The 26,154-nt window shown below is 66.7% G+C and carries 23 protein-coding genes; 10 read left to right on the forward strand and 13 right to left on the reverse strand.

Going from position 1 to position 26,154, the window contains the following annotated elements; translation table 11 throughout:
• Window positions 1-151 precede the first annotated feature (151 nt).
• From NCW75_06090 to NCW75_06100, 3 genes are all read left to right on the forward strand, one after another.
• Entirely contained in the window at window positions 152-955 is an 804-nt protein-coding gene (locus tag NCW75_06090) for a hypothetical protein (GenBank protein UYV13854.1), read from the forward strand.
• Window positions 956-1,084: 129 nt separating this feature from the next.
• The gene (locus NCW75_06095) at window positions 1,085-1,762 is read left to right on the forward strand and encodes a hypothetical protein (GenBank protein ID UYV13855.1); all 678 of its coding nucleotides are present in this window, start codon (window positions 1,085-1,087) and stop codon (window positions 1,760-1,762) included.
• A 164-nt stretch (window positions 1,763-1,926) separates the two neighbouring features.
• Window positions 1,927-2,196, forward strand: a complete 270-nt coding sequence (locus NCW75_06100; protein ID UYV13856.1) for a hypothetical protein — start codon at window positions 1,927-1,929, stop codon at window positions 2,194-2,196.
• 3 nt (window positions 2,197-2,199) lie between these two features.
• Here NCW75_06100 and NCW75_06105 read toward each other — a convergent pair whose 3' ends face one another.
• The gene (locus NCW75_06105; protein ID UYV13857.1) at window positions 2,200-3,408 is read right to left on the reverse strand and encodes a hypothetical protein; all 1,209 of its coding nucleotides are present in this window, start codon (window positions 3,406-3,408) and stop codon (window positions 2,200-2,202) included.
• A gap of 39 nt (window positions 3,409-3,447) precedes the next feature.
• Between NCW75_06105 and NCW75_06110 the strand changes: the two genes are divergently transcribed.
• The 7 genes from NCW75_06110 (at window position 3,448) to NCW75_06140 (ending at window position 14,423) form a co-directional block, all read left to right on the forward strand.
• Complete coding sequence (locus NCW75_06110) at window positions 3,448-4,053, forward strand: pyroglutamyl-peptidase I (GenBank protein ID UYV13858.1); 606 nt, start codon at window positions 3,448-3,450, stop codon at window positions 4,051-4,053.
• Between the two features lie 140 nt (window positions 4,054-4,193).
• A complete protein-coding gene (locus NCW75_06115; protein ID UYV13859.1) occupies window positions 4,194-5,552 on the forward strand; it encodes a hypothetical protein in 1,359 nt (452 codons plus the stop codon).
• Window positions 5,553-5,680: 128 nt separating this feature from the next.
• Window positions 5,681-6,379 (forward strand): hypothetical protein, encoded by a 699-nt coding sequence (locus NCW75_06120; GenBank protein UYV13860.1) that lies wholly within the window; start codon window positions 5,681-5,683, stop codon window positions 6,377-6,379.
• Window positions 6,380-6,638: 259 nt separating this feature from the next.
• A complete protein-coding gene (locus NCW75_06125; protein ID UYV13861.1) occupies window positions 6,639-8,660 on the forward strand; it encodes a DUF3466 family protein in 2,022 nt (673 codons plus the stop codon).
• Between the two features lie 101 nt (window positions 8,661-8,761).
• Window positions 8,762-9,490, forward strand: coding sequence for an RlmE family RNA methyltransferase (locus tag NCW75_06130; GenBank protein ID UYV13862.1), 729 nt, complete (start codon window positions 8,762-8,764; stop codon window positions 9,488-9,490).
• Complete coding sequence (locus NCW75_06135) at window positions 9,478-11,511, forward strand: BatA and WFA domain-containing protein (GenBank protein ID UYV13863.1); 2,034 nt, start codon at window positions 9,478-9,480, stop codon at window positions 11,509-11,511. The genes NCW75_06130 and NCW75_06135 overlap by 13 nt, the downstream gene beginning before the upstream one ends.
• Before the next feature lie 209 nt (window positions 11,512-11,720).
• Entirely contained in the window at window positions 11,721-14,423 is a 2,703-nt protein-coding gene (locus tag NCW75_06140) for a hypothetical protein (protein UYV13864.1), read from the forward strand.
• A 3-nt stretch (window positions 14,424-14,426) separates the two neighbouring features.
• On the opposite strand, the gene NCW75_06145 is transcribed toward NCW75_06140, so the two are convergent.
• From NCW75_06145 to NCW75_06200, 12 genes are all read right to left on the reverse strand, one after another.
• Entirely contained in the window at window positions 14,427-15,380 is a 954-nt protein-coding gene (locus NCW75_06145; protein UYV13865.1) for an SDR family oxidoreductase, read from the reverse strand.
• 105 nt (window positions 15,381-15,485) lie between these two features.
• Complete coding sequence (hisD, locus tag NCW75_06150; GenBank protein UYV13866.1) at window positions 15,486-16,742, reverse strand: histidinol dehydrogenase; 1,257 nt, start codon at window positions 16,740-16,742, stop codon at window positions 15,486-15,488.
• 4 nt (window positions 16,743-16,746) lie between these two features.
• Window positions 16,747-18,021 carry a phosphoribosyl-ATP diphosphatase gene (hisE, locus tag NCW75_06155; GenBank protein ID UYV13867.1) on the reverse strand — a complete coding sequence of 425 codons (1,275 nt, stop codon included), beginning with the start codon at window positions 18,019-18,021 and terminating at the stop codon, window positions 16,747-16,749.
• Window positions 18,018-18,770 carry an imidazole glycerol phosphate synthase cyclase subunit gene (locus NCW75_06160; GenBank protein UYV13868.1) on the reverse strand — a complete coding sequence of 251 codons (753 nt, stop codon included), beginning with the start codon at window positions 18,768-18,770 and terminating at the stop codon, window positions 18,018-18,020. Before NCW75_06160 ends, hisE begins: the two co-directional genes overlap by 4 nt.
• Window positions 18,764-19,375: an imidazole glycerol phosphate synthase subunit HisH gene (gene hisH / locus NCW75_06165; GenBank protein UYV13869.1), complete on the reverse strand. Its 612-nt coding sequence runs from the start codon at window positions 19,373-19,375 to the stop codon at window positions 18,764-18,766. Before hisH ends, NCW75_06160 begins: the two co-directional genes overlap by 7 nt.
• Window positions 19,372-19,962 (reverse strand): imidazoleglycerol-phosphate dehydratase HisB, encoded by a 591-nt coding sequence (gene hisB, locus NCW75_06170; GenBank protein UYV13870.1) that lies wholly within the window; start codon window positions 19,960-19,962, stop codon window positions 19,372-19,374. Before hisB ends, hisH begins: the two co-directional genes overlap by 4 nt.
• A complete protein-coding gene (locus NCW75_06175; GenBank protein ID UYV13871.1) occupies window positions 19,955-20,992 on the reverse strand; it encodes a histidinol-phosphate aminotransferase family protein in 1,038 nt (345 codons plus the stop codon). The genes hisB and NCW75_06175 overlap by 8 nt, the downstream gene beginning before the upstream one ends.
• An 8-nt stretch (window positions 20,993-21,000) precedes the next feature.
• The gene (gene hisG, locus NCW75_06180) at window positions 21,001-21,939 is read right to left on the reverse strand and encodes an ATP phosphoribosyltransferase (protein ID UYV13872.1); all 939 of its coding nucleotides are present in this window, start codon (window positions 21,937-21,939) and stop codon (window positions 21,001-21,003) included.
• 341 nt (window positions 21,940-22,280) lie between these two features.
• Entirely contained in the window at window positions 22,281-22,955 is a 675-nt protein-coding gene (locus NCW75_06185; protein UYV13873.1) for a hypothetical protein, read from the reverse strand.
• A 541-nt stretch (window positions 22,956-23,496) separates the two neighbouring features.
• Complete coding sequence (locus tag NCW75_06190) at window positions 23,497-24,501, reverse strand: hypothetical protein (GenBank protein ID UYV13874.1); 1,005 nt, start codon at window positions 24,499-24,501, stop codon at window positions 23,497-23,499.
• 215 nt (window positions 24,502-24,716) lie between these two features.
• Window positions 24,717-25,463 carry a hypothetical protein gene (locus tag NCW75_06195; protein UYV13875.1) on the reverse strand — a complete coding sequence of 249 codons (747 nt, stop codon included), beginning with the start codon at window positions 25,461-25,463 and terminating at the stop codon, window positions 24,717-24,719.
• On the reverse strand, window positions 25,463-25,975 hold the full coding sequence (locus NCW75_06200; protein UYV13876.1) for a hypothetical protein: 513 nt from the start codon (window positions 25,973-25,975) through the stop codon (window positions 25,463-25,465). Before NCW75_06200 ends, NCW75_06195 begins: the two co-directional genes overlap by 1 nt.
• Between the last annotated feature and the right edge of the window lie 179 nt (window positions 25,976-26,154).

Below are 26,154 nucleotides of genomic sequence, written 5' to 3' on the forward strand. Positions count from 1 at the left end.
AAGTGGCTCCAAGGCCGAAAGGGCGGGCCGCGGATGCTCGCGGAGGCCGCCTCCCGGTCCGATTTGGGGCCCGGCAAATCACTCCCGGCCGTGGGAGCGTGCGATCCCGATAACGCATCAAGAGCCCGGCTGGGCAGGCCGATAGACGGGTATGTTCATCATCATCATCGATACCCACCTGATGCACCGCCGGATCGGCCACACGGCCATGGCCTGCCCGCTGCGCCGGCGCGCCATGGCCTTCGAGGTCTGGGAGGCCCGGCGGCAATCCAGGTTGTGGTTCCTGCCCATCGGCCGCGGCCAGCGCGTGGGGCTGGACCTCCGCGATGCCCGCGAGCGCAAGCCGGGCGTGCTGGCCCGAGTGTTCGCCCGCCCGCCCCGGCCGATGCACGCGCTGGGCGACAGGCCGCCGGAGATGGTCAAGCGTTGGAAGCCCCTCGACGAGCTTATCGAGGCCACGTGCCCCACAGCGCCGGAAGACGCCGAGGCGATGCGAGCCGAGGATGCCGAGGTCGGAGCGCTCCAGCCGGGATGCGACGAGCGGCTGGCGGCGCTGGTCGACCGCGTCCAGCTCGCCGACTATGCCGCCGAGCAAGCGCGGGCCCAGGGCCCCGGGCAGGCGGGCACCGCGCTGCTCGTGCTGGCGGGCATCGTCGCGACGGTGTTCGCGCTGGGCGGATTCGTGGGCGGGCAATGGTGGTGGCCGCTGGCCACGCTGGCGGCCGCGGCCCTGGTCGTGAAGACGATACACCGCGCGTGCGTGGGCGGGCGTGCCATGGCCCGCGCCGTGGTCGGCCCCGTGCTGAGCGAATCGCTCGCGCCGCTGGCACCGACCGACGCCGAGCTGGCCGAGGCCCTGTCCCTGGCCAAGGCCGACCGGAGCGACGCGGCTAAATCCCTGGGCGAGAAGGGCCCGATGCTGCTGCGACCGCCAGAGCATGCGATGGCCGCCTGACCCCATCGGCACGGCGCGCCAACGGCGTGGCGTGCGGCCATCCGATTGTGGAACTGGAAGCCCGGGCCGAAGGTCGCCACGGTTGCCCCGAGTGTGGGACGACGCCGCCACCCAACTAGGATGCCCGCGATGTCCCGGCGACCCCCTCGCATCCTGGGCTGGCGGCTCGTGCTGGTGAGCGTGGTGGTGGGGGTAGCGGCCAACGCGGCGAGCATCGGCATGGGGACGTGGCGAGCCAACCACGGTTCGACAACGACTTATTACGACGCCACGCGCTGGCCAGCCGGGCGGGCGAGTTGCGGCCGCGGGCATCAGGTCATGCAGACGCGGACGATCCTGTGGCGGGCATGGGCGTGCTCGTCTCTGGACAACGAGCTTTTCTTCGACGATGGATTCTCCGACATGCCCAGGCGAACGCCCAACGCGATGGTCCGCCGGGCGACCGGCGACCAAACGACCGTCGCGACCGTTATAGCTGTGGGTCTCCCGCTGCGCGCGACGTGGGCCTTCCAACGCATCACCGGCCCGCACGGAGTCGTCCAACCGTGGCGTGGCATCGAGCGTGTCACGTATCGCGGTCGCGAGTGGGGGATCCCGTTGCTGCCGCGTTGGAGCGGGCTCGTCGGCAACACGGTGGTGTACGCGGCCACCCTCCTTGGTGTCGTGTTGGCGATCCGTGGGCTGAGATTCTCGAGGCGACGCCACCAGAACCGGTGCATCGCCTGCGGGTATGACTTGGCGGGCGGAAATGGCATGTGCCCCGAGTGCGGAACCCTTGACCCCAAGGCCAACGGAGCCGTGGCGTGATCCATGGGCGTGTATGGGACGACTCGGGAGCCCGCGTTCAGCGGCGGGGCGACGAGCAGAGCCGAAAGGCTGTGTGGCGGTCGCGGCCCAAGGCGCAGCGGCGTGCCGCGGATACTCGACGTGGGCTGGCAGTCTACGCGGCTTTGGGAGTCGTTAGCGTTCCGGTGATCGTCGTGATGCAGGGCATGTCGTGGTTTCTCAAGCCAAACATCCCGCACTGGTCGTTCACCCCGGTGAGCCTGACCGTCATCGCGTCGCTCGTCGTTGCGCTGTGCCCGATCGCCTATCGATTACTTTGGCGCGGCGAGCGGGGCTGGTGCGTCGTGATGCGATGCTGCCCGGGGTGCAGCTACGACATGGACGGCCTCTCCCCGCGGGATGATGGTCTGACGATCTGCCCCGAATGCGGCGCGGCGTGGCATCTGGATGGGTGACGATCAGCCAAGACGCCGGGCGATGATCGTCGTCGCCTTCTGCCCCAGCTTTAAGATGAACACGACCAGCGGCTCGTCGCCCTTGCCACGCAGGGTCTTCTGCAACGCGTCGGGGTCGACCAGCTTGGCCCGGGTCTTGACCGCGACCACGCCCGCGCCCAATTCATGAAGCCGGGAGCGAACGGCCTTGGTTCGCCACGGCATCGTGTCGAGCACCTCGAATGTGGTTAGCCATGAGCTCTCGATCTTGTTCTCGCTCGTGAGCAGCCCAACAGCCGGGTGGATCGGGCGCACGCCGAGCGTGCCAGCGAAGGGGCCAAGCAGGCCGGGGCGTTCGAGCGTTGGATCGGCCTCGTAGAGGTAGTCCAGCACAGGGGTCGCCGGGCCGTTCGAGTCGTACCACTCGTCGGCGTCGATGAGCGGGCCTGGCTGGGCGCTGAACGACTCGCCCGAGGGCAGCAGCGTGGCGCGTCGGTGGCCTTCGGGCAAAGCCGCGGTCGCGGCAAGAACGCCCGTCCACAGCAACGCCTGCGTCAATCGACCGTGCTCGCTGACGAACTCGAGGTGCGAGCCCTCCGGCTCGGGCAACAGCGAGAGATCGACGCCCGGCCCGAGCTTCACGCATGTGCCGGCCGCCGCACCGATGATCGCCTCGATGATCGCCGGCCCGGGGCGGTATGCCTCGTAGTCGTGGCGACGCTTGGAACTGTCTCGGCGGCTGGGGTCAAGATGGACCAGGCCATCGGCGATGCGATCCAGCCATGCCGCCGAGCCCACGTCGCCAACCTCCGATGGGCAGCCCGCGTTGGCCTCAGCCATCCACGCCCTCACCGGGTCCCGATCCACAGCGAGTGTGTCCACGCCAGAACGTACGAATTCGCACGCGTCAGCCCCGATGCCGCAGCACAGGTCGAAAGCCGGAGCGTTGGTCTGGGCGAATCGTGCCGCCTTGTGCTTGGCAGCGAGCAAGGACGACGCGACCATGACGCCCTGCTCGTCCGCGAACAGCCGGCGGGCAAACGTGGCGTCGAACTTGCTCGCCGCCCGGTTCCGCGCCCGCGCGTTCTCCACAGCCACGGCCACCACGCCCTGGGGCCAGGTCTTGCGCAACGCCGCGAGGTCGGCCACGGTCGGCTGCAAGGGCACGGCCAACAGCTCGGGCGCTGGTCCGCTGCTCGCGTAGGTCTGCCAGTCTTCGAGGGGGAAGCTCACGGCCCGATCATTGCGCGTCCGAGCGGCCAAGGATGAGACATGGCCAAACCCCGTGTGCTCGTAACCGGCTTCATGCCCTTCGGCGGAAGCAACGACAACCCATCAAAGGTGGTGGCCGAGCGATTGGCCGCCGATCCCCCGTCGGGCATCAACCTGTTCACGGGGCTCCTTCCGGTCACTTGGTCGGGAAGCTGGCCAACGCTCCGCGGCCTCTTAGACCAGCACCGCCCCAGCCTCGTCCTGCTCATGGGCCAGAGCGGTAAGCGACCCCGTGTGACCGTGGAACGGTTCGCGCTCAATTTTGGCCAGGGCCGCATCCCCGACAACGACGGCGTGTCACGCGGGCCTTCGCCGCTCGTCGACGGGGCACCGCTCGCTCTCGCAGCGAGCATCGACGTCGACGCGACGGTGGAAGCAATGCAGGATGCAGATGCACCGGCGGGGTCCAGCCACGAGGCGGGCACGTTCTTGTGCAACGCCGTTCTCTTCCACGCCCTGCTGCACGCGGCTCCAGGCCAGCGGGCCGGTTTCATTCACGTGCCGATGCTGCCCAGCCAGAGCGGTGCGGGCGACCACGAGCCCACGCTCAACGCGGAGACCAGCGAACGATCCGTACGGGCCGCGATCGCGTCTGCCGTTGGGTAGATGGCCAAGATTCACACATTTTGCGTGATCCAGATCGCGGGTCTGCGCTCCTATCGGAGACGAACTCCGAACCGCTCAAGACAAAGGCGGCCATGTAGCCGCCGGCACGACCGGAGCCGTCACAACGCAGGAGCATCCCAATGAAACGCATCGTGAACACCAAGATCCTCTGTGGCGCTCTGGCCCTGTCGACACTCGCGGGCATCGCCACCACCGCCGTCGCCGAAGACTGTTGCCGGTGGGAGCTGAAGGTCAAGCGCAAGGCCATCCTGTCGGACAACTTCGAGGTGGAGCTGTGGGCCCACTTCCCCGATGACGGCCACGCCTTCGCCAGCGCACAGCTCGACCTGCTAACCAGCGGAGTCGATTGGATCGATATTGGCGGGGCGTGCATCATCGGTCCCGGCCTGAGTGACCCCGGCGACATCAACGGCGATGACGTCGAGAACATCGTTGTCGGCCAGATCCACTTTCCTCCCGGAGGTATCTTCGCGGACACGGCCAACCCGATCCGTGTCTGGTGCGGCGAGTTCGAGGCCTCGGGCGGCTTCCCGTATCGCAGCATCCTGACCGACACGGCCGAGTACAACTACTACGACGATGCGGGCACATCGACGACCGTCGAGTGCACCGCCAAGGAAGCGTTCCGCACCGTGTTTGTCGGTCCGATCGTCATCGGAGACTGGATCGCTACGCCCTTCGACGGCACCCTGGGCATTCCCCGCGGCGAAAGCCTCGTGCTCGAGGCCGAGAGCACGGCGGTGCCCGAGATCCGAGCAGCGCTGACCGTTGAAGATGCGGCCTGGGCGGCGGACACGCGGTTCGAGCACTCGATGGACGTCGACAGCCTGCCAACTGGCACCCCGGTCGATCTCGAGTGGTACCCGTGGTGGAACTGCGGGGGGTTCTTCCGCGAGACGCTATCGGCCACGATGGTCAAGACCTCGATTCCGGGCGGCCCGCCCGTCGTCGAGGTCACGCCAGACTTCGGTGACGTGGGCGTGCCGCGCATCCCCACGCGCCTCCTGCTGGGGGGGCGTGAAGTCGGGGATCCCATCCTCGGCTCGGGCGCTTCGCTAAGCCTGTTCAACCCGTGCTTCGAGCTGACCTGGTGCTACGTGCTCAACCAGTTCGATGAGCTCGTGCTCGTGCTCAAGTGCGATTCGCCATTCGACGTCGAGATCGGCGGACGCCGCTACACCGTCGACGCCATCGAGTTCGACCCGGGCCAGGGGTCAGGCGTCGTAGGCGGGATGGACCGCGTCGAGATCGCGTCCCGTGGCGCTCGGTCGATGACCATCGCCGGCGCCGGCTTCGTCGGTGAGACCGGCTGCCGCGCCGACTGCGACGGCGACGGCCGCCTGAGCATCTTCGACTTCCTGTGCTTCCAGAACCTGTTCGCCTCGGGCGACCTGGCGGCCGACTTCGACGGCGACGGCCGCCTGACCATCTTCGACTTCCTGGCCTTCCAGAACGAGTTCGTCGCCGGGTGCGCGTAGCCCCCACGCGCGACGCTCCGAGAACCCGACCCATGTAACGCCGCTACGGGATCGCCCGTAGCGGTTTTCGTTGGATGGTGCGCGCTCTGCCGCGATCCACGAACGAGATCTTACCAAGGAGAGTGAACATGCAAAACCAAACCCTTTCCTCCCTCGCCATTCTTGCCTCCGTCGCCGGCCTTGCTCCGATCGCCATGGCCCAGACCTTCGTCGAGGGCGTGAACCACGAGATCCCGCTGGAGACCACCTGGACAGCCACGCGCGGCCACGAGCAGGCCTTCCTGTGGACCGCCCAGAACGACTTCAACATGGCCCAGATGCTCTGGCACACCAGCGCGATCGCCGATGGCATCATCCGCCTGCGCGAGAACGACGGCGGCCAGCCCGGCGCCATCCTGCGCGAGGCCACGTTCTCGACCACGACCACCGGCTGGGGCGGCGATCTGTTCGATGTGCCCTACGGCGTGACCGCGGGCGAGCAGTACTTCGTGACCTTCTCCAGCGTCACCAACGACTACCGTGACTTCGTCGCCGTCGACCATCCCGACGCCGTCCAGATGACCTACTTCTGGCAGCCGGTCGACAGCGGCGGCGGCTGGAACGGCCCGTTCTTCGGCGACCCCGGCCGCCGGCCCATCATGTTCTATACCGGCGAGGCCTGCTACGCCGACCTGGACGGCGACGGCGACCTGACCATCTTCGACTTCCTCGAATTCCAGAACCTCTTTGATGCCGGCGATCCCGAAGCCGACTGCGACGGCGACGGCGACCTCACCATCTTCGACTTCCTGTGCTTCCAGAACGCGTTCGACGCGGGCTGCGCGTAAAGGTAACAACCGAATCCAGAACGTGGCCCGGGCGTGAGCCCGGGCTTTTCGTTCAATCACATATTTAGCAATACTCTTGTTCCAATATGGCCACGACAGGCCACTTGAATGGCCAGCACGAGCCAAATGCTAGATTCGCTGTGGCTTGACCAAGCCGCTGGCTCCACGGAGGCGCGGTCATGAACGTGTGACAATGGCACGTGTTTTGCCATATCCGCGGTAAAGTGAGGATCACGACCTTACCCGGAGGACGATACCAATGCATACTCGGTTACACAATCTGGCACTCGCAGCCCTGCTCACCCCGGCTGTGGCGGTGGCACAGGCCGACCCGCCGGTGTACCACGTTACAGACATGGCCGCCCCGCTCGAAGCGCTGTTTGATTATGAGTTCCTCACCAGCCAGAGCCGGGCGATCAACAAGAACGGCGACCTGATCGGTGAAGTGGGCGTGGAGGGCGGCCTCCAGCACTCCTTCATCTTCACGTTCGAGTACGGCCTGGTGGTTCTTCCGTTGCTCGACGGTGCGCCCGCGACGCAGGCCATGGACCTGACCGACCGAGACGAGAACGGCGACATCATCATCGTCGGAGGCAGCGTGCATGGCGTGCACGACTACGCGATCGACGCGGCCGTGTGGCGCTTCTCGACCGTCACCGGCGAAGTCATTGAGACGCGGAACGTGGGCAACCTGCCCGGCATGAACGAGGGCAAGCTAGTTGCCGTCAACAACAACGGCAAGGCGGTCGGCTACCAGGGCCAGGACGTGCACGAAGCGGCTACCAAGTACGACATCGTGACCGGTGTGCTCGAGCCATTGAGCTTCCCAGTCCGCGCGACCGACATCAACAACGCCGACCAGATCATCGGAGACCGCTACCAGGGCGATCTCTTTGGGGGCTTCTTTGAGCTGGTCCTCCCGCCAGACTGCATCAGCCTGACGCTGACAGGCATCTCCGACGACGGCTCGCTCGCGGGTCGCGCGGGGCGGCCATACTCTGACGGTGCCGGCCGAACGCTGGCGAGCTGGGTTCGCCTCACCGACGCGGGTTGGCTGGTGCCAGACCCTGGGAGCCCGTGGGACACTGGCTTTGCCATCAACAACAACGGCGACTTCACGATCGGCTACGGCCGCGGCTGGGACGGCGGCATTTACATCGATGGTCAGCGCGACGAGTATGCGATCAACACCCTTCTGCCGGAGACGATCCGGTTCCGCTACTCGACCGACGTCGCGTACGGCATCAACGACAACTTGCAGATCGCAGCTGCCTCTAACCACGCGGTCCTGCTCACGCCTATCGGGACCATGATCATCCCCGGCGACGTCAACGGCGACGTGGCCGTGAACCACGACGACCACTGCGCGTGGACCGCCAACCCCATCGACCTGGACGGCGACGGCCGGGTAGGCCCCGAGGACGAGCAGTGGCTGATCGATCGCCTGGCAGTCTTCGGATACGAGTACCGCGACTGCAACGGCAACGGCGTGAACGACCACTGCGACATCACCGGCGGCGTCAGCAACGACTGCAACGGCAACGACATCCCCGACGAGTGCGAGCCGGACTGCGACGGCGATGGCATCCCCGATTCCTGCGAGTCGGACTGCAATGGCAACGGCATCCCCGACGACTGTGACATCCGCAGCGGATTCAGCGAGGATTGCAACGAGAACGGCATCCCCGACGAGTGCGACGACGCGAACACCGTGGAAGGCCGCCTCGACTACGGCCCGGGCCTGTGGCTGTACGACGGCGTCCACTTCGTCGACTCGCTGACCGTCACCGAGGTGGGCACGATCGCCGACGTCGACTTCACGATCCACGACGACTTCCGGATCGGGCAGACCACGGTGCGCCTCTCGCACGCAGGCGTCACAGTCACGCTGATCGACCAGCCCGGGCACCCGGCCAGCCGCGACGGCTTCGTCAACCTCGGCTACGACATCACCCTCGACGACGAGGGCGCGGGCCCGGGCATCGAGACGGTGGGTGACACGTGCTGCCGCTTCGGCCCCATCGTCTCACCGCCCTCGTACCGGCCGCACGAGCCGCTGAGCGCCTTCGACGGCCTACCGCGCGAGGGCGTTTGGACCGTCGAGTTCATCGGCGGCTTCGCGCAGGCCGCCGACCCGAGGCTCTATTCTTGGAGCGTGCTCGTCACCGACCAGGCCGCCGATCCGGGCGAGTGCTGTGCTGCGGACTTCGACGGCGATGGCGAGCTAACCATCTTCGACTTCCTGGCGTTCCAGAACGCCTTCGACTCTGGATGCGCGTAGGGAAAACAAGACGGGAGACGACAGCGTGCTGGGTGGGGTGAGGCGGGTGTGGACCAGTACCCGGTGCCCAGTCCCCGGCGGTCCGCTCCTATCCTCTGGCTATGTCCCCCCGCCCCTCCCGCTCGACCCGCCCAAGACGCGTCCTCCACGATGAGTACTTCAAGAAGGCCAAGGCCGAGGGATACCTCGCCCGCTCGGCGTACAAGCTGCTGGAGATCCAGGAGCGGCGGGGCATCCTCAAGCCCGGCATGGCCGTGCTCGACCTGGGGTGCGCCCCGGGGAGCTGGCTGCAGGTGGCCGCCGAGATTGTCGGTGAGGACGGGCTGGTCGCCGGCGTCGACCTGAGCGACGTGCGGCACCCGATGCCGCCCTGCGTGGTCACGATGCGCGGCGACATGACCAAGCTGCCCGCCCAGACGCTGCTCGAGCCCGTGGTGGCGATGCGGGGCCATGATCCGGACAAGCCCGCGCTCTACGACGCGGTCATCAGCGACATGGCCCCCAACACCAGCGGCGCGGGCGACCACTACCGGTCGGTCCGCCTGTGCGAGGCCATCCTCGAGATCCTGCCCGGCGTGCTGCGGCCGGGCGGGGCACTCGTGTACAAGGTGTTCGAGGGCGAGGTGTACCCCGACCTGGTGAAGCGGACGCACGACATGTTCGCGTGGTGCCGGGGCCTCAAGCCCCGGGCGACGCGCGAGGTCTCGACCGAGATGTACGTGATGGCGACGGGCTACGAGCCGGCGCTCAAGCAGGTGACGCGGCCCAAGGGTGTGGCGCCGCCCGCACCAGAGCCGGGCAAGGGATGGGGTGGGGGATGGGACTCGTGACCCTTCTCGCGCCCTGGGCCGCGCTTTTCGCCGCGGGGCTGACCGTGCCGCCCATCATCGCGTTCTACTTATTAAAACTCCGCCGCCGCCCGGTGCGCGTGGGCAGCGTGATGTTCTGGGAGCGGGCCGTCCGCGATGCGCAGGGCAACACGCCCTGGCGCATGGTGCGGCCGCACACCCAGCTGCTCCTGCAACTGCTCGGCCTGGCGCTCCTGCTCCTGGCCTTCGGCCGCCCCGCGATCCCCAGCGAGCTGGGCGGCCGCGTCATGCTCGTGCTCGACCGCTCGGCCTCGATGAACTCGACCGATGGCCCCGCGGGCATCACACGATTCGAGCAGGCACGCGAACGGCTGCGCGAGCTCGCGTCCGATCTCGCCTCGGCGAACAACACGCGCGTCATGGTGGTCGCGCTCGGGTCCGAGGCGCTCCCCCTGACACCGTGGACGAGCGACCGATCCGTTCTACTTGGCGCCATCGATGCCGCCGAGCCAACCGATGAGGAAGGCTCGGCCAACGCGCTCGCCGGGCTCGTCCGGCTCGCGGCGGCCGGTGACGACGCAGCGGACGTAGCAGGTACCGAGATGGAACCGCCGTCGCTTATGGGCCTGACGGTCGTCCTGGCTTCCGACGGCGGGCTTGCTCCGCCGAGCGAACCGCTTGCAGCCAACATCGAACTCCGCCTCGAACCGGTTGGGGGCGCGATCGAAGACCCGCCGGGGAACGCCGGCATCGTGGCCATCGCCGCCCAGCGGTCGTACGAGGACCCCGCGATGGTCCGCGTCTTTGCCCGCGTGCTCGCGACGGGCGAGATGCGCCGCGATTTGCCCGTGCGCCTGGCCTTGGATGGCCAGGTTATCGCCGAGGGAATCGCGAAGCTCTCATCAACGGACGATACCGATGGCCCGATAGAAGCAACCGTCGGGCTATCCACGGTGACCGTTGACGGGGGCGTTCTCAGCGTGCTCTTGCCCGGTCAGGACGTTCTATCCGCCGATGATTCCGCCTCGCTCTGGCTCCGGCCGGCCGGCCGCCCGCGCGTGCTCCAGGTGATCCCCGAGACCGAGATCGTCGATCCCGATCGCCCGGGTCCGGTGCTGCTCATCGCCGCCGTGCTGGAAGCGATGGACCTGGGCACCCTGCGGATCGTGCGACTCAGCCGCTACGAGCAACTCGCCGCCGCGGGCGACCTGCCCTTCGATGCGATCGTGTTCGATCGTGTCAGCCCCAGCGTCCCGCCGCGCGTGCCCAGCTTGCACTTCGGGCCGCCACCACCGGCACCCGACGGAACAGCATGGCCCACCGCCGATCCCGGCACCCTCCCAGGAACAAGAGTCATTGCCTGGCGTCGCACGCACCCGGTCATGCGTGATCTCACGCTCGGCCAGCTCTCGGTTGCCGAACCAATCATTGCCGCCGACCTCCAGGATGGCGGGGGAGCGATGCAACACACCATCCTGGCCAGCGGCGAGCGAGCGCCGCTCATCATCGGGTTCGAGGACCAGCAACAGCGACGGATCTGGGTTGGTTTCGAGCCGGCGATGAGCAACTGGCCCAAGCTGGTGAGTTTTCCGCTCTTCATCGCCGAGGCCATCGATTACCTCTCGATGCGCGGCGCGCGGGACGCGGCCGACAGCATCCGAGCGGGTGATCTCGCGACGCCCATGCTCGCACAGGCGCGTAGCACGATCCGCCTGATCGGCCAGAATGGTGATTTCGAGCTTTCCGCTTCGTCACCAACGACCCGTCCTGCCATCGGACCGATCGAACGCGCGGGCGTCTACCTGCTCGAGGAGGCCTCAACCGGTGACCAGCGTGCCGTCGCCGTCAATGTGACGAGCGAACTCGAGAGCGAGGCGAGCGTGCGACCCGAGCTACCGTCTGGATTTGGTGGGCTCGTGGGTGGCTTCTCACGCGACGCCCGGTCTGGCGGCGAGCAGGAACTCTGGCCTTGGTTCCTTCTGGCGGGGCTTGTGGTACTGACGCTCGAGTGGTTCCTTTCGGCAAGGACCCTGGGGCGCTAGTGACCGCCGCTCAGGACGTGCTTGGCAAATGCGCATACTTCCTATCTTGCCAGGTCGTATCAGAATCTGGTCCAAATAAGGTCTGTCCTCACACTGAGTGAGCCAACTCGCGACGCTTTTGTACCGGATCGTGTAACATGAGCCAGGGTTGCTGTTGGCTTGGCCAAGAGCCCCGGTCTCGTGGAAGCATCACACCGGGAGAGATCAGGATGAACAACACGTCGAGCGTCGTGGTAGCCATTCTTGCCGCCGTCGGAACCATCGCCACCGCCTCAGCCCAAGATATCAACTGGGACAATGCCGCTGGCGGGTTCTGGAACGATACCGCGAACTGGAACCCGATGGAGGTGCCCAACGTGCCGGGTGAATCGGCGATCATTGGCCTGCCGGGCAGTTATGCGGCTCTTATCCGATCGCTCAATGTCAACATCGATGGGCTCTTCATCACGAACCCAACCGCGACGGTTGGCATCGGGGGCACCCGCGATCTTCGTATTAGTGGGCCAACGGCAACGATCGATGGAACGCTCGTGATCAACGACACCGGCAGCGCTAGTGCAGCCCGGCTCCTTCCCGGCAACACGACGGTAGCGTTCGATGGCTCTGGTGAAATTGTCATGAACGACACGACAACGACGGCTGCGGGTCGTGCTCAGATCCTCGATGCCTTTGGGGGCTTGTCAACCATTTTCGGCTCGGATCTGACCGTGCGAGGCTCGGGCCAGTTCAATACGAACGCGACGATCAACGGCCTGCTGCTGGCCGATGCGCCGGGTTTTGAACTGGCCATCCTCGGTACGCCAAAGACCAACAACGGTGTGTTCCGTGTCGACAACGACGGAGTCATGCGTTTGTCGGTGCCAGTCATCCAGGGCCCCGGGGGCCGAATTGAGGTCGTCGACGGCCGGCTAAACCTACGCAGCACCATCTCCGGCGGCGAGATCGACAGCACCGGCGGTATCTTCGAGATCGCTACCGGGAACGGCGTGTTCGACAACATCGAACGCGTCACCGGCGACATCGCAATCGAGAACACACGCGATCTTCAGGTCGCCGGCGGTCTGACAATCGACGGCACCATCGTTGTGAATCGAGAAATGGGTGCGTCGGCCTCGCGTCTCCTGTTCACGACCAGCGGCACGCTGGACGGCGATGCAACGATCGTGATGAACGACACGTCAACAACGGCCGCCGGCCGAGCCCAGTTCATAGATGCAGCTGGCGGCCTCACGATCACGCTGGCCGATACCGTGCTCGTGCGCGGTTCCGGCCAGATGAACTCGAATCTGATCAACAACGGCGTCATCCGCGCCGACCGAGACGGCCTGGAGATGGCATTCGTTGGCACCCCCAAGACCAACAACAACCTGATCGAGATCAACGACGGTGGTGTGGTTCGCTTGTCCACCGTGATCAATCAGGGACCCGCCGGTCGCATTGTTGTGAACGATGGCAGGCTGAATCTACGCAGCACCATCTCCGGCGGCGAGATCGACAGCACCGGCGGTATCTTCGAGATCGCTACCGGGAACGGCGTGTTCGACAACATCGAACGCGTCACCGGCGACATCGCAATCGAGAACACACGCGATCTTCAGGTCGCCGGCGGTCTGACAATCGACGGCACCATCGTTGTGAATCGAGAAATGGGTGCGTCGGCCTCGCGTCTCCTGTTCACGACCAGCGGCACGCTGGACGGCGATGCAACGATCGTGATGAACGACACGTCAACAACGGCCGCCGGCCGAGCCCAGTTCATAGATGCAGCTGGCGGCCTCACGATCACGCTGGCCGATACCGTGCTCGTGCGCGGTTCCGGCCAGATGAACTCGAATCTGATCAACAACGGCGTCATCCGCGCCGACCGAGACGGCCTGGAGATGGCATTCGTTGGCACCCCCAAGACCAACAACAACCTGATCGAGATCAACGACGGTGGTGTGGTTCGCTTGTCCACCGTGATCAATCAGGGACCCGCCGGTCGCATTGTTGTGAACGATGGCAGGCTGAACCTTCGCAGTACCATCAACGGCGGTGAGATCGACAGCACCGGTGGTGTCTTTGAGATCGCCAACGGCAACGGTGTTCTCAATGGCGTCGATCAAGTGACGGGCGACATCGAGGTCGAGAACACACGCGATTTACGGATCGGAGATGGCCTCACCATCGATGGCACCATCGTCATCAACAGCAACGGAGGCTCGTCCGCATCACGCCTCCTGACGACGAACAGCTCCACAGTCAATGGCAATGGCGAATTGTTCTTGAACGGGACCGCACCTAGAGCCACGCCGGGGCGGGCCCAACTTATCCGCGCCTCCGGTGGCGTCCAGAACACGTTTGGCCCGGACTTTTCTATCACGGGGAACGGCCAGATCAATGGCGATTTCATCGTGCAGGGGACGATCGCTCCGGGCCGGTCGGGATCGGCGGTCGGCGAGACGGGCATCCTTACGGCATTCGTCGAACTGGCGATGGAAGACACGACCCGTGTCGAGATTCAGATCGGCGGCCGCGACGCTGGAGACTTCGATCACATCGCCGGAACGGCCACCATCACCGTCGACGGTACACTGGAAGCCTCGATCATCGACGGTTTTGAGGCGGGCGTCTGCGAGAACTTCGTCATTATCTCGGGAACATCCGTGACCGGCGAGTTCGATACTTTCATCCCGCCGGTGGCCACGAGCAACCGCAAGTGGCGACTCTTCTACACGGGGACGAGCGTCGACCTGCGCAACACATGCCTGGCCGACATCGACGGCGATTGCGAGCTGACGCTCTTCGACTTCCTCGGATTCCAGAACCTGTTCGATGCTGGCAGCCTCGAAGCCGACTTCGACGGCGATGGCTCACTGACCCTGTTCGACTTCCTGGCCTTCCAGAATGCGTTCAGCAGGGGTTGCGATTAATCCTCACAACCGGTCGGCCATCACGCCGGCCGTCCACTCCAATTCCTCGTCGAGCGTCCCGGGTTCAAATCCCAGGGTGCTCGCTGCGCGCGCACCATCGAGCGAAACATCCCTGGCTCGGGGCGCGGCCATTGGCACGTCGGCCTGCACACCCGGCCTCATCAGGCCCGCATCGAAACGCAGCGGCTCGGCCGCGAACCGGGCAAACCGCCGCCCCAGTTCCAGCCGATCGACCCGCTCGCCTCCAGGCACGTGGTACACCTCACCCGGTTCGCCCCGCTCCAAGCAGGCCAGCAAGCCGCGAGCCGCATCCCGTGCGCTCAGGGGCGTGCGCCATTCGTCGGTGAAAAGCACCAAGTCCTCACGCTTGCGCAAGTGCTCGACCCACGCCGATAGGAAGCATCCAGACGCGCCCTCGGCAGCGGGGGGGCCAAACAGCAACGGCAGCCGTGCGATAACGGCGTTCGATCCCATCTCGCGGAGCCGCCGTTCCATCGCCAGCTTGCTGCGCCCGTATGCGTTAATCGGGTGGGGCTCATCATCTTCGCGATACATGCCACCGGGCCTATGGCCATCGAACACGAGGTCGGTCGAGCACACCACCAGCGGGATGCCCTCGCACGCGAGCGCGAGCAACTCCGTCGCCAGCACGTTGTCACGCTGGGCGGCTTCGGGGAAACGCTCACACTCGTTCGTTCGGGCGTTGGCGGCGCAGTGGATGATCGCGTCGGGCGAGAGCCGATCGATGGCATCCTGAGCCGCCCGCGGCTCGGCCAGATCCGCGCGCACAAAGTCGGTCATGTTCGGCGTGGAACACTCTGGCGTAAAACGCAGCACACCCGTGATCTCGTAGCCCGCATCGTGCGCCACGCACGCGAGGTGCCGGCCGAGGAAGCCGGCGACGCCTGTGATGAGCAGGCGTTTAGAGTCATGAAGGTGGTGGGGTCGGTCGGGCATGGCGGGGGCACGGTAGCCGTCAGTCCCGATCCTGGGCTGGTGGTCGCGATCGCCGAACGCCCCGTTGATTCGTTAAGCCGCGCATGGGATAACCACCGACTCGCCTCAGGCACGCCGTTCGGCCGCGCGGGCGTGGGCCTCGAGCCCCTCGAGCCGCGCCATCGCCGTGGCGTCGGGAGCCAGCGCGCCGGGGTCTTCCAGGCTGAGCCACGTGCGGGCCCGCAGGAATGTGAGCACGGAGAGGCCCGCGCTCGACCGGGCGGTACCGCCGGTGGGCAGCGTGTGGTTGGGGCCGGCGCCGTAATCGCCGAACACCTCGGCGCTGTGCGGGCCAAGGAATACCGCTCCGCCATGGCGCATTCCGGCGGCGAAGGCCTCCGCATCGCGCACAAGGACCTCAACGTGCTCGGCGGCGATCGTGTCGGCCGCGTCTCGAGCCTCGTCAAGGCTTCCCACGACGCACGTAAATCCATTGGCTAGTGCTAGCAGGGCGGTGTCGCGGGTCGGCAGCGCCCTGAGCTGGCGATCGAGCGCGGCCTCCACGGCGTCGGGCATCGATCGATCCGTGGTCACGAGCATGGCCGACGCGTCGGGATCGTGCTCGGCCTGGGCCAGCAGGTCCGCGGCGATGAGCTCGGGATCCGCCGACTCGTCGGCGATGACCAGGAGTTCCGATGGCCCGGCCAGCATGTCGATGGCCACGTCGGCGCTGACGGCGTGCTTGGCCGCGGTGACCCAGGCATTGCCGGGTCCGGCGATGATGTCTACCGGATCGAAACCGGCAAAGCCGTAGGCCAGGGCGGCGACGGCGTGGGCCCCGCCCAGCGGCAGATAGGCGTCGGCGCCCGACACGCCCGCCGCGGCGAGCATGAGCGGGTCGGTCGAGGGCGAGGCGACGACAACGCGCTCGCACCCGGCTGCGCGGGCCGTGACCGCCGTCATCAGCACCGAGGATGGCAGCGGGTACCGCCCCGCCGGCGCGTAGCACCCCGCCGCTTCGATCGGTACCAGCGTGTGCCCCGCGCGGCCGCCGGTGATAGATGTGTCCAGATCGGTGGTGGTCGCGCGCTGGGCTCGGGCGAAGGTCATGACGCGCTCGGCGGTGCGGTCCAGCACGCCGCGAGTTTCGGCGTCGAGCCCCGCCAGCGCCCGCTGCAGCGGTTCGGGCCCCAGCAGCAGGGGAGCGTCGGGCGCGACGCCATCAAACCGTTGGGCGTACCGCCGGACGGCCGGCTCGCCATCGCGGCGCACATCGCTCACGATCTCGGTGGCGCGGATCAGGACATCGGGATCCAGCGCGCCGCGACGGCGCGCGATGTCCCGGGCGTGCTTGAGTGGCAGCAGTCGTGTGGTGGTTTCCATGGGTCTATCTCGCGGGCTTGGCGTGGCCCGGCCGGCGGGTCACGCGTTGGGATCGGGCGTCGAGTTCGCCTTCGATGGTCTCGAGTGACGCACCTTGCGCCCGAGCAGCCACCATGGCGAAGTACAATAAATCGGCAGCCTCATGGGCGGCGTGGCCGGGATCGCGAGCGTCGGCAAGCTCGGCGGCCTCCTCGGCGAGCTTGGCCGCGAGCAAGCGGCGATCGCCCAGCAGCCGTGCCGTGTACGAGTCCGGCGGTGGGGATTGCAGGCGCTGGGCGAGGGTCTGATCCAGAGCGGCAAGGCCCGAAGCATCGCCGAAGCAGGTGCGTGTCCCGGTGTGGCAGAAGCCCGGCCCGTGCTGGCGCACGGTGAACCGCAGGGCGTCGCGGTCGCAATCGGCAGCAATACCCAGCAGGTCCTGGGTGTGGCCCGAGGCCTCGCCCTTGGTCCAGAGCCCGCCGCGCGAGCGAGAGTAGTAGATGCCGCGTTCTTGCTCGATGGCGGCCCGAACCGACTCGAGATTCGAGTACACCAGCCCGAGCGTGCGACCACCCGGATCGCACACTACCGTGGGCCACAGCCCATCGGGCCGATCGCTCCGCAGCGGGGCGCAGAAGCCCTCGGCAAGCCCGAACGCGCCCGTATAGAGCGCCATTCCCACCTGCACATCGGCACCCAGCCGGTCGAGCGCGGCGATGTCGGCGGGCGTGCGCACACCGCCGGCGACAGTGACGCGCGCGGGGGCGGCGAGGGTGACCAGATCCGCGACGCGAGCCAGGGTTTCCGGCGAGACTCCGCCCATCCGACCCTCGTGCTCGACGAACGTGATCAGAAAACCGCCAACATACTCGCGCAGGGCCTCGATGCGAGCCTCGATGGTGTGGCCAGTCCGTTGGGTCCAGCCGTGGCTGACAACCTCGCCATCCCGCGCGTCTACCGCGGCGATCACGCGCTCGCGGGGAAGCTCGCGCAGGATCTCGGGCCGGGCGGCCGTCCCGAGGATGACCTGGCGCGCACCCGCGTCGAGCCAACGCACCGCAGCAGCCGCGTCGCGGATGCCGCCGCCCACACGGCAGGGGCTGCGGCGCACGATGTCGGCGATGGCGTCCGAGTTGCTGCCGGTTCCCATCGCGGCGTCGAGGTCGATCACCGCGACCTCGCCCACGAGCCCGAACCGCCCGGCGATCGGGCGTGGGTCGCCCGCGTCGAGTGCCTGTTCGGCCCCGCCGATGAGCTGGACCGCGTGGCCCGCCCGGATATCGACCGAAGGGATGATCACAATCGCACCTCCACCCCCGCTTGACGCAGGGAGTCTTTGGCCTGGCCCACGGTGAGGACGCCATCATGGAAGATCGAGGCCGCCAGCACCGCATCGGCCCCGGCCGTGAGGGCATCGATCATGTGCGATGCCCCCGCCGCGCCGCCTGAGGCGATGATCGAGAGCTTGGTTGCGCGGGCAACACCCGAGATCAGGTCGAGGTCGTAGCCCACGCCTCGGCCGTCCTCGTCGAAGCTGGTGAGCAGGATCTCGCCCGCACCCGCGTCCATGCCTGCGCGTGCCCAATCCAATGCGTCGAGCCCGGTGCGATGCGTGCCCGAACGCGTGACGACCTCCCACCCCGACACGGTCCGCGCCGCATCGATGGCCAGCACCACGCACTGGGCCCCCGCTCTGTCGGCGATCTCGGTCAACAGGGCTGGTCGCTCAACGGCGGCGGAGTTCACGGCCACCTTGTCGGCCCCGGCACCGAGCAAGGCCAGAGCGTGCGCAACGCTTCGTACCCCGCCGCCGACTGTCAGTGGGATGGAGAGCGCATCTCGAACCAAGGCCACCGTCTCCAGGGCGGTCGCACGACCCTCGGGCGTGGCCGAGACGTCGAGGATCACGATCTCGTCGGCGGCCTGTTGTTCGTAGAGCGTCGCCCGTTCCACGGGATCGCCCGCGTCGCGCAGGCCGGCGAATCGCACGCCCTTCACGATGCGGCCGTCCCGGACGTCCAGGCACGGAATGACACGGCTGGTCAGCATGGCACGGCCTCCTGTTGCATCCATCTCGAGATCAGGCCCGCGCCCCATGTCCCCGAGAGCTCGGGGTGGAACTGGCAGGCCACCACTCGGCCGCGCTCCAGCCCAGCGATAAACGGCGCGCCAAGCTCGGAGGTGGCGGCGTTCCAGCCTGCGGGCGTGTTCCGCAGGCCGAAGGAATTGGCGTAATACGCGTACCCCGCGGTTAGCTGCCGGCACTGGGGCGTTGGACTAACCATGTTCCAGCCGAATCTCGGCCGGGGCGGATTGGCCAGGGCCATGACGCGCGCTTCGATGACGCCCAGGCCTTCGACGCCCGGGGATTCTTCGGAGCTCACGCAGAGCAACTGCATTCCCAGGCAGATGGCCAGCGTCGGCCGATCGGCTTCTACACGCCGGCGGATGGGGTCGATCAGGCCGAGCGAACGCAAGGCGGCCATGCCCTCGGCGAACGCGCCAACGCCGGGGAGTACGAGGAACTCGGCAGACTCGACCTCTGCGGGTCCGGTCGCCAGACGAACAAGCCCCCCGCGGCGGCGCACGGCGGCGCTGACCGAGGCGACATTCGCGACGCCGGTCATCACGATGGTGACGGTGGGGGGGCTCACAGGGTGCCTTTCGTTGAGGGGACCGTTCGTGCGGTCGGGTCGATGGCAACCGCTTGACGCAGTGCCAGCGCGAGGGCCTTGAAGGCGGCCTCGGCGCGGTGGTGGTCGTTATCGCCGCGCAGCACGTCCACGTGCAGGGCGCAGCGGGCGCTCATCGCCAGCGGGATGAACCAGTGGTCAATGTTCTCGCACGCCAGATCGCCGAGGCGGTCGCGCTTCAACCCCAGATCGATGCGGGCGCAGGGACGGCCGGAGAAATCGATAACGACCCGGGCCAGCGCCTCGTCGAGCGGCGCGTAGGCGTGCCCGAACCGCGTGATGCCGCGGCGGTCGCCCAGGGCTTCGTCGATGGCTGAGCCCAGCACGATGGCCGTGTCCTCGGCGGTGTGGTGGTCATCGACGACGAGGTCGCCCTCGCACCGCAGTTCCAGATCGATGCGGCCGTGGCAGGCGAGCGCCCCGAGCATGTGGTCGAGAAAGCCGATGCCCGTGGACACGTCGCACGCGCCCGAGCCGTCGAGAGAGAGCCCCCCCTCGATCGAGGTTTCGTTGGTCTTGCGCGTGAATGTGGCGGTTCGCTCAGGCATGGGTCGTCTCCAACGCGAGTCGCAGGCGATCGAAGGCGGCTTCGTCGCCGGGCAGGGTGATGCGGGTCCAGCCGTCCAGATCGGGTCGGCCGCTGAAGGTGCGGACACGGACGCCGCTGCGCCGCAAGGCCTCCAGGGCATCGGACGGCAGGCGCGTGAGCACGAAGTTGGCAGAGGATTCCAGAACGTCCCAGCCTCGCGATCGCAACTCGGCGGTCAAGGTGGAGCGTTCGTGGCGCACGCGATCGATGGTGGCCGCACGCGGCACCGCGAGAGATGCACCAGCCACAGCCAGCGAGGGGCCGGCGACCGGATACGGGCCCCCAACGGTGCGCAGCCATCGGGCGACAACGGGCGGGGCGATCGCGTAGCCCACGCGCAGGGCCGCAAGGCCGAAGGCCTTGGAGAAGGTCCGTGTGATGACGACGTTGCCGATATCGATGAGCGTGGTGGTGGGGTCCTTGTCGGCGAACTCGATGTACGCCTGGTCGACCATCAGCAGCCCGCCCACCCGACGCAGGGCGCTGGCGACCTCCTCGATTTCGTCGATTTGCACCAGGCCCCCGGTTGGGTTGTTGGGCGAGACGATCGCCGCGAGCGACGTCGCCGGCGTGATGCGCTCGATCATCGCCCCAACAGGGAACGGGCCGCCCATCCACGGGCACCGATCGATGGCCGCGCCCGCGAGCCGGCCGCTGCGCTCGATCATCTCGAACGTCGGGGCGTGCACCAGCAGCCGGCGGCCCGGCTCGAGCACCGCCCGGCACAGGCGGTCGATCGCATCGTCGGCACCGGCGGTCACAATGACCCGCTGCGGCGAAACGCCCAGGTCGTCGGCCAGCCGGGTTTCGAGCGTTCCCGCGTCGGGGTAACGCCGCGGGTCGTCGGCTCGCACCGTGCGGAGGATCGACAGGGCGCGCTCGTCGACGGGCGGGCCCTCGTTGGCGTCCAGCAGGAGTTCGTCGCCCGATCCGCGACCGGGCGGGGCGTAGGGCTCCAGGCCCTCGAGCCTGGCGGCGGGTTGGGGCATCGCGCCGCTCATGGCACGATCTGCTCGGGCCGCGAGACCACGATGTCGGTGCCGCCCAGTTGCTTGATGAGGGGGATGACCCCGGCCAGCTCCTCGCGCCGCACGGCGGCCTTCACGGCGTAGCCCGAGTTGGAGCGCAGCGGTGACACGGTGGGCTCACGCATGCACGGCAGCGCTCCCACCACGGCGTCGAGGCGTTCGGCCGGCACGTTCACCTCCAGCATGGCGCGCTGCCGGGCCTCCAGGACCGAGCCGAGCAGCAGGGCGAACCGCTCGATGCGTTCACGCGCCGCCGGCTCGGCCATCGCCGCCCGAGAGGCGTACAGCCGCGTGGACGACACCATCAGCTCATCGATGATGGTCAGGCCGTTGGCCACCAGCGTCGCGCCCGTCGCGGTGTTGTCGACGATGCAGTCGGCGTCCTCGGGCGGCAGCACCTCGGTCGCGCCGTACGAGCACAGCACCGTGGCGTCCAGCCCCCGGTCGGCGATCCACCTTCGGGCCAGGCCCTCGTACTCCGAGGCGACGACCAGCGGCCGATCCGGCAGCGCGCCGCCCACCAGCAGCGCAGCCGGGGCGGCGGCGATGAGCCGCACGGTGTCCAGCTTCGTATCGAGCACCTCGACCAGTTCGGCGCCGGTCTCCTCGACCCAGTCGGCCCCGGCGAAACCGGCATCACGCCGGCCGGTGCGCAGCATCTCGACGATCGCCCGCGGCTTGAGCAGCTTCACGTCGAAGGCTTCGCTTGGCGTGGCCGGGCTGGAGAGGGCCGGGCGGTAGTCGCGGGCGCCCGCTCGCAGCGGCATGCCCGCATCGGCGAGCAGTTGCGCCACGCCCACGTGCATGCGTCCCTTGGGCAGCGCCAGGCGGATGGCCGCCGCGCCGCGCCCGGGCCCGGTCGTCGGCTCGTGTGTCGTCGAAGGGACAGGTTGTATCGAGGTCGTCATCGGGAGAAGCTCCGCTGTGCGGGCTTCGGGCCAGAGCCTTCGTAAATGGGTACGCCCCACAACGAAGAACGCCGGCTCGAAGCCGGCGTTCGCATCTGGAGAACCTACGTGCGGTCCATCAGTCCAGAGTCATAGCCAGCCCCTGCGGGGATGCGTCGCGTGGCCATGGTGGTGATGGAAGCAGGTCTGGAACATGTCGTGCGAAGATTAGCCGGCATCGAACCCCGGTCAAGCGAGCGTGGCGAGCGTGCTGGGCAAACCCGATCGGCGCGCAGGAAAACGGGAGGCGCCGCCTGGCGGGCCTCCCCGAGTGTTCTTGCTGTTCGTGCGGCGCGGGGTCGCTACGCCGCGGCGGCCATCGGCCCGCCCTCGCTGCCCAGGTTGCCGAAGTCGAACGGCGCCGGGATGCTCCAGGGGCTGGCCACGCCGCTGCTGAGGGTCGCGCGCACGCGGTACTCCATGCGGCGCTGGCCCACGGGCACGGCCTCGTCCAGGTGCTTCTTGTCGCCCACGGTGGCCAGGTGCTGCCAGCCGGCGCCCTCGCCTTCCAGCGGCGTGGCCCGACGCTGGATCTCGAACGTCGCGCCCGCGCCGGCGGTCACCTTGAAGGTGAACAGGATCGAGCCGTCGCTGGTGGACTCGGTGGCCAGCTCGGTGGGCTGGGGCGGCCCCTCGCGCGGGGCGGGCGGCTTGGGCGGGTCGATCAGGGCGCGGCTGTAGACGCCGGGGTCCTCGCTGGTCTTGGCGTAGGCCTCGATGGTGTCGATGAGCCCGCCGAGGTTCTTGCGCAGGGCCTTGATGGCGGTGCGCTTGTCGTCGAAGGCCGCCTTCGCTTGGGCATCCTGCGTGATGGCGTCGCCCAGGGTGGTTTCGGCTGTGCTCAGCAGCGCCGAAGCGGCGGCGACCTGATCGGCCGTGACGCCGATATCGGGCGGCGAGCCCTGCCCGGCCCAGGCGGCCAGACGCTCGGTGCTCCAGTTGATGAGGTCGGCGTCCTTGCTGGGCAGTCGTGCCATGTCGGTCGTTCCCTTCGGGCGGCCGCGACCGATCGGTTGCGCCAATCGCTCGCGCCGGTGGTTTCGGTCCCACCACTCGGCCGCCCGGTGCGGCCGGTCGCGGGTTTGAGGGATGTATCGACGGCGCCGGATGGGGGCTTGAGTCCGGTTGCGATGGATCTCATGAATTTCGTGGTAGTGGGGTCATGGATCGGATGGAATCGGGGCTGGCGGGGCGTGGGGACGGTTCTTATTGGCCGCTTCGCCCACTCCGGGGGGCATTTCATGGGAGGCCACTCCCATGTGGGTTTTGGCTCGACGAGCCCCCGCCGTGAGGCGGGGTGGCCCTTTGCTCTCCTTCCGAGCCGGCGGCGTGAGCCCCCGGCCCTGGCTCTCCTCCTTCCGAGCCGCGCTGCGTGAGCACGCGGGCCACTCCGTGGCGGGCTCGCTCCCTCCCCCGCTCCCAGCGGGGGCATTCCATGCAGGATTGGGGCCACCCGAACCGAGGTCGGAGGGGTGCGGTGGGTCTAAGAGCGCAAGCGAGCATGTTTGCCATCACTCGTCATGGCTTGAACCGCTCGAACGCCTCGCCATCGAACGTGTACGCCCCGCCATTGTGCGTGCCAAGCCACAAGTTGCCGTGATTATCTTTGGAGATGGCGAACACGGTGATCGTGGTCTCGCCGTCCCTGATGGGGAACTGGGTCGCTTGCTCACCATCGTATCGGAAGGCGCCCCCGGCGAAGGCGGCCGTCCAAACCGTGCCGGCATCGTCCTCGACGACCGACATGCCCTCGACGATCCTGCCTTCGGCCCCATCCTGCACGATGCCAAAGTCCTTGACCGATCGGAAACCATCGAACCAGGCCTGGCCGGTGTACGTGAACCAGAAGTTTCCCTTCGAGTCTTCGAGGATGGAGCGCACGGGCTCCTCCACGAGCGTGCTGTCGGTGAACCAGTGGAAGCTCGTCCCGTCGAAGCGGCACACGCCCACGCTGCTCGAGCCGAACCAGAGGTTGCCCCGGCTATCTTTCAGGATGGAGTAGACGTCGTAGGGGCTGTAGGTCGCGTGTGGGAACTCCGAACGCGGCATCCTCTCGAAGTGCTCGTCGCCGAGCTTCGTCGTCGGGAACCGCAAGCGATGGAGTGTTGTCCCGTCGTAGCGGAAGACCACGCCGGCGTCGGGCGGCCCCACGAACCACAGGTCGTCCGGTTGTAGCTTCCATTGCTGGGCATCGGTCTGGGCTTGGGCATCGGCCGGGGCCTCCAGCGTCACGAACGCCTGCCCGTCGAACCTGCTGATGCCCTCGTATGTCGTGAAGTAGATGTTCCCGTGCGTGTCTTCCTGGATGCCCCGGATGCGGTTGCTGGCCAGCCCATCGTCGGTGGTGAAGTTAACGAGTGTGTGCCCGTCGTAGCGGTACACCCCCCGGTCGTTGCTGCCGAACCAGTAGGTGTCGTCCGCAGCTTGGAAGACGTAAAAGATCGCCGGATCGAGCTCGACCACGACCCGGCCTTGGGCGATGGTCGCCCCGTGGTCGCTGCCGCTGGCCTGCCGCTCGGGCACGGCGGCCGGATGCTTGTCTTGCCCGTCGCCACACGCGGGAAGCGCGGCGAGAAAAACCAGGGCGAGAAGAGCGCTCTGGTGGCACTTGTTTCCACGTGGCAAGTGGGTTCTGCGCGTCCGATGGGGTGGCATGAAGAGTCCCTTCAGCAGATAGAGATCGCGTTTCCAATTGAGACAGATGAGCCGCCGCAACACTTCGTTGGGAAGTACGCCTTTCAGTCCGCGAACAGGATAGAGACTACGTCCTCAATGAAGCTGCTTACCTTCTTCGGACCAGGCTTGTATTTGCCGGGATGCCCTGATTTGTTCCGAAGATTAAGCGCGTCTGTGAGGGCACTTCTCTCGTTCTTGTCGAAAAGCCCGAGATCCTGGGCCGCCAGAAGGAGGACTGCTTCCTTAATGTAGACGAGATCATCGAGTTTCTTGATAGTACGGGCCTTCGGATCGTGCTTCCGCACGGCTGTGTCCACGTTGGATGGTCCGCAGTCGATGCAGCTTTGCTGGATTTGGCGAACGGAACCAGCCCACAAGAAAACAACCGCAGCACGAAGAGCACCTACGGAAAGACACTTGATTGCCTCGGCCAAGTAATCTGCGATCTCAGCATCGGATACTGATAACACGAGGGATTCCAGCGACGAAACGTCGTGTTCAATCTCTGGCTCTGCTTCAGGAAGACCCAGAATCGAACGGACGTGCTCCTTTCCGGCGGTAGTGAGTGTCCAGAGAAAACTGCGGCTACGTTTGCCAGCAGTGTCAACGTGGGGCGCTGACTTGGCAAGAATATCAGCGAGGTTTAGCTTAGCGGCGCGGGGTACGCGTGCGCGTTTCAAGAGAGCGCGAAGTTCTTCGACCGTGACCTCGGAGTTTCCGTTGTACCGATCAGAGAAGTACAGAGCGGCAAGGCAGATGTCGCGAATTGTTCCACCCTTCAAGGGATGGAGGAACTCCACGATCGTCATCAGTCATCCCCGGTCGGCCGAGGCTTATTGCCCTTCTTGACGCCGTAAGTTTCGTTGGCATAGGCCTCACCTTTGACCGTGAGCTGCCAACCAGAGTTCTTCTGCCTGTAGAGATTCTTTCCGTCCTTCTTGGCGGTCCGCATCGAATTGTCCGGCCGATCAGGAATGGTGAGCCCAGCGTCATTCGCGTATTCACGAATGTCTACCGGAGTGATGGGAGTCACACCATATTGCGAATAGATCCAAGCGCAGATGAGATGGACGTTGTCCTTAGGCTTGTCGTGGTCGTGCTTGTTGAAGAACGTCGCAGGATCTCCAGGTACCGAGGTAGCGCCCCGTGCCGCCGGATCCTTCTTCGATCGGTGCGTGTCTTCATCGGATTCGTAGTCATCGAAGTAGAGCGGGACCAGGATTTCGAATGCGGCGGCTCGGATTGAGTCGTCGAATCCGGCGATGACTTTGTTGATCTCGCCGAGCTTCTTCTTGGCGTCGTTGATGCGATCATCATTCATTCGCTATATCTTCCTTTTGGCCGTGCCGCCCAACTGTCGACTGAACGTAATCCCGTGTATCCAAAGGCTGTGGACCATGCGATGTGGAATCCAGTATAGCGGGAGAACCGCCGTGCTCAGCGGAAAGTGCGCCGACGCCTCGCCCCCGGCGGCCCGACCGCCGACGACCTGACGCATCA

Origin of the sequence: Phycisphaera sp. (assembly GCA_025916675.1) — a bacterium.
Taxonomy (GTDB): Bacteria; Planctomycetota; Phycisphaerae; order Phycisphaerales; family UBA1924; genus JAHCJI01.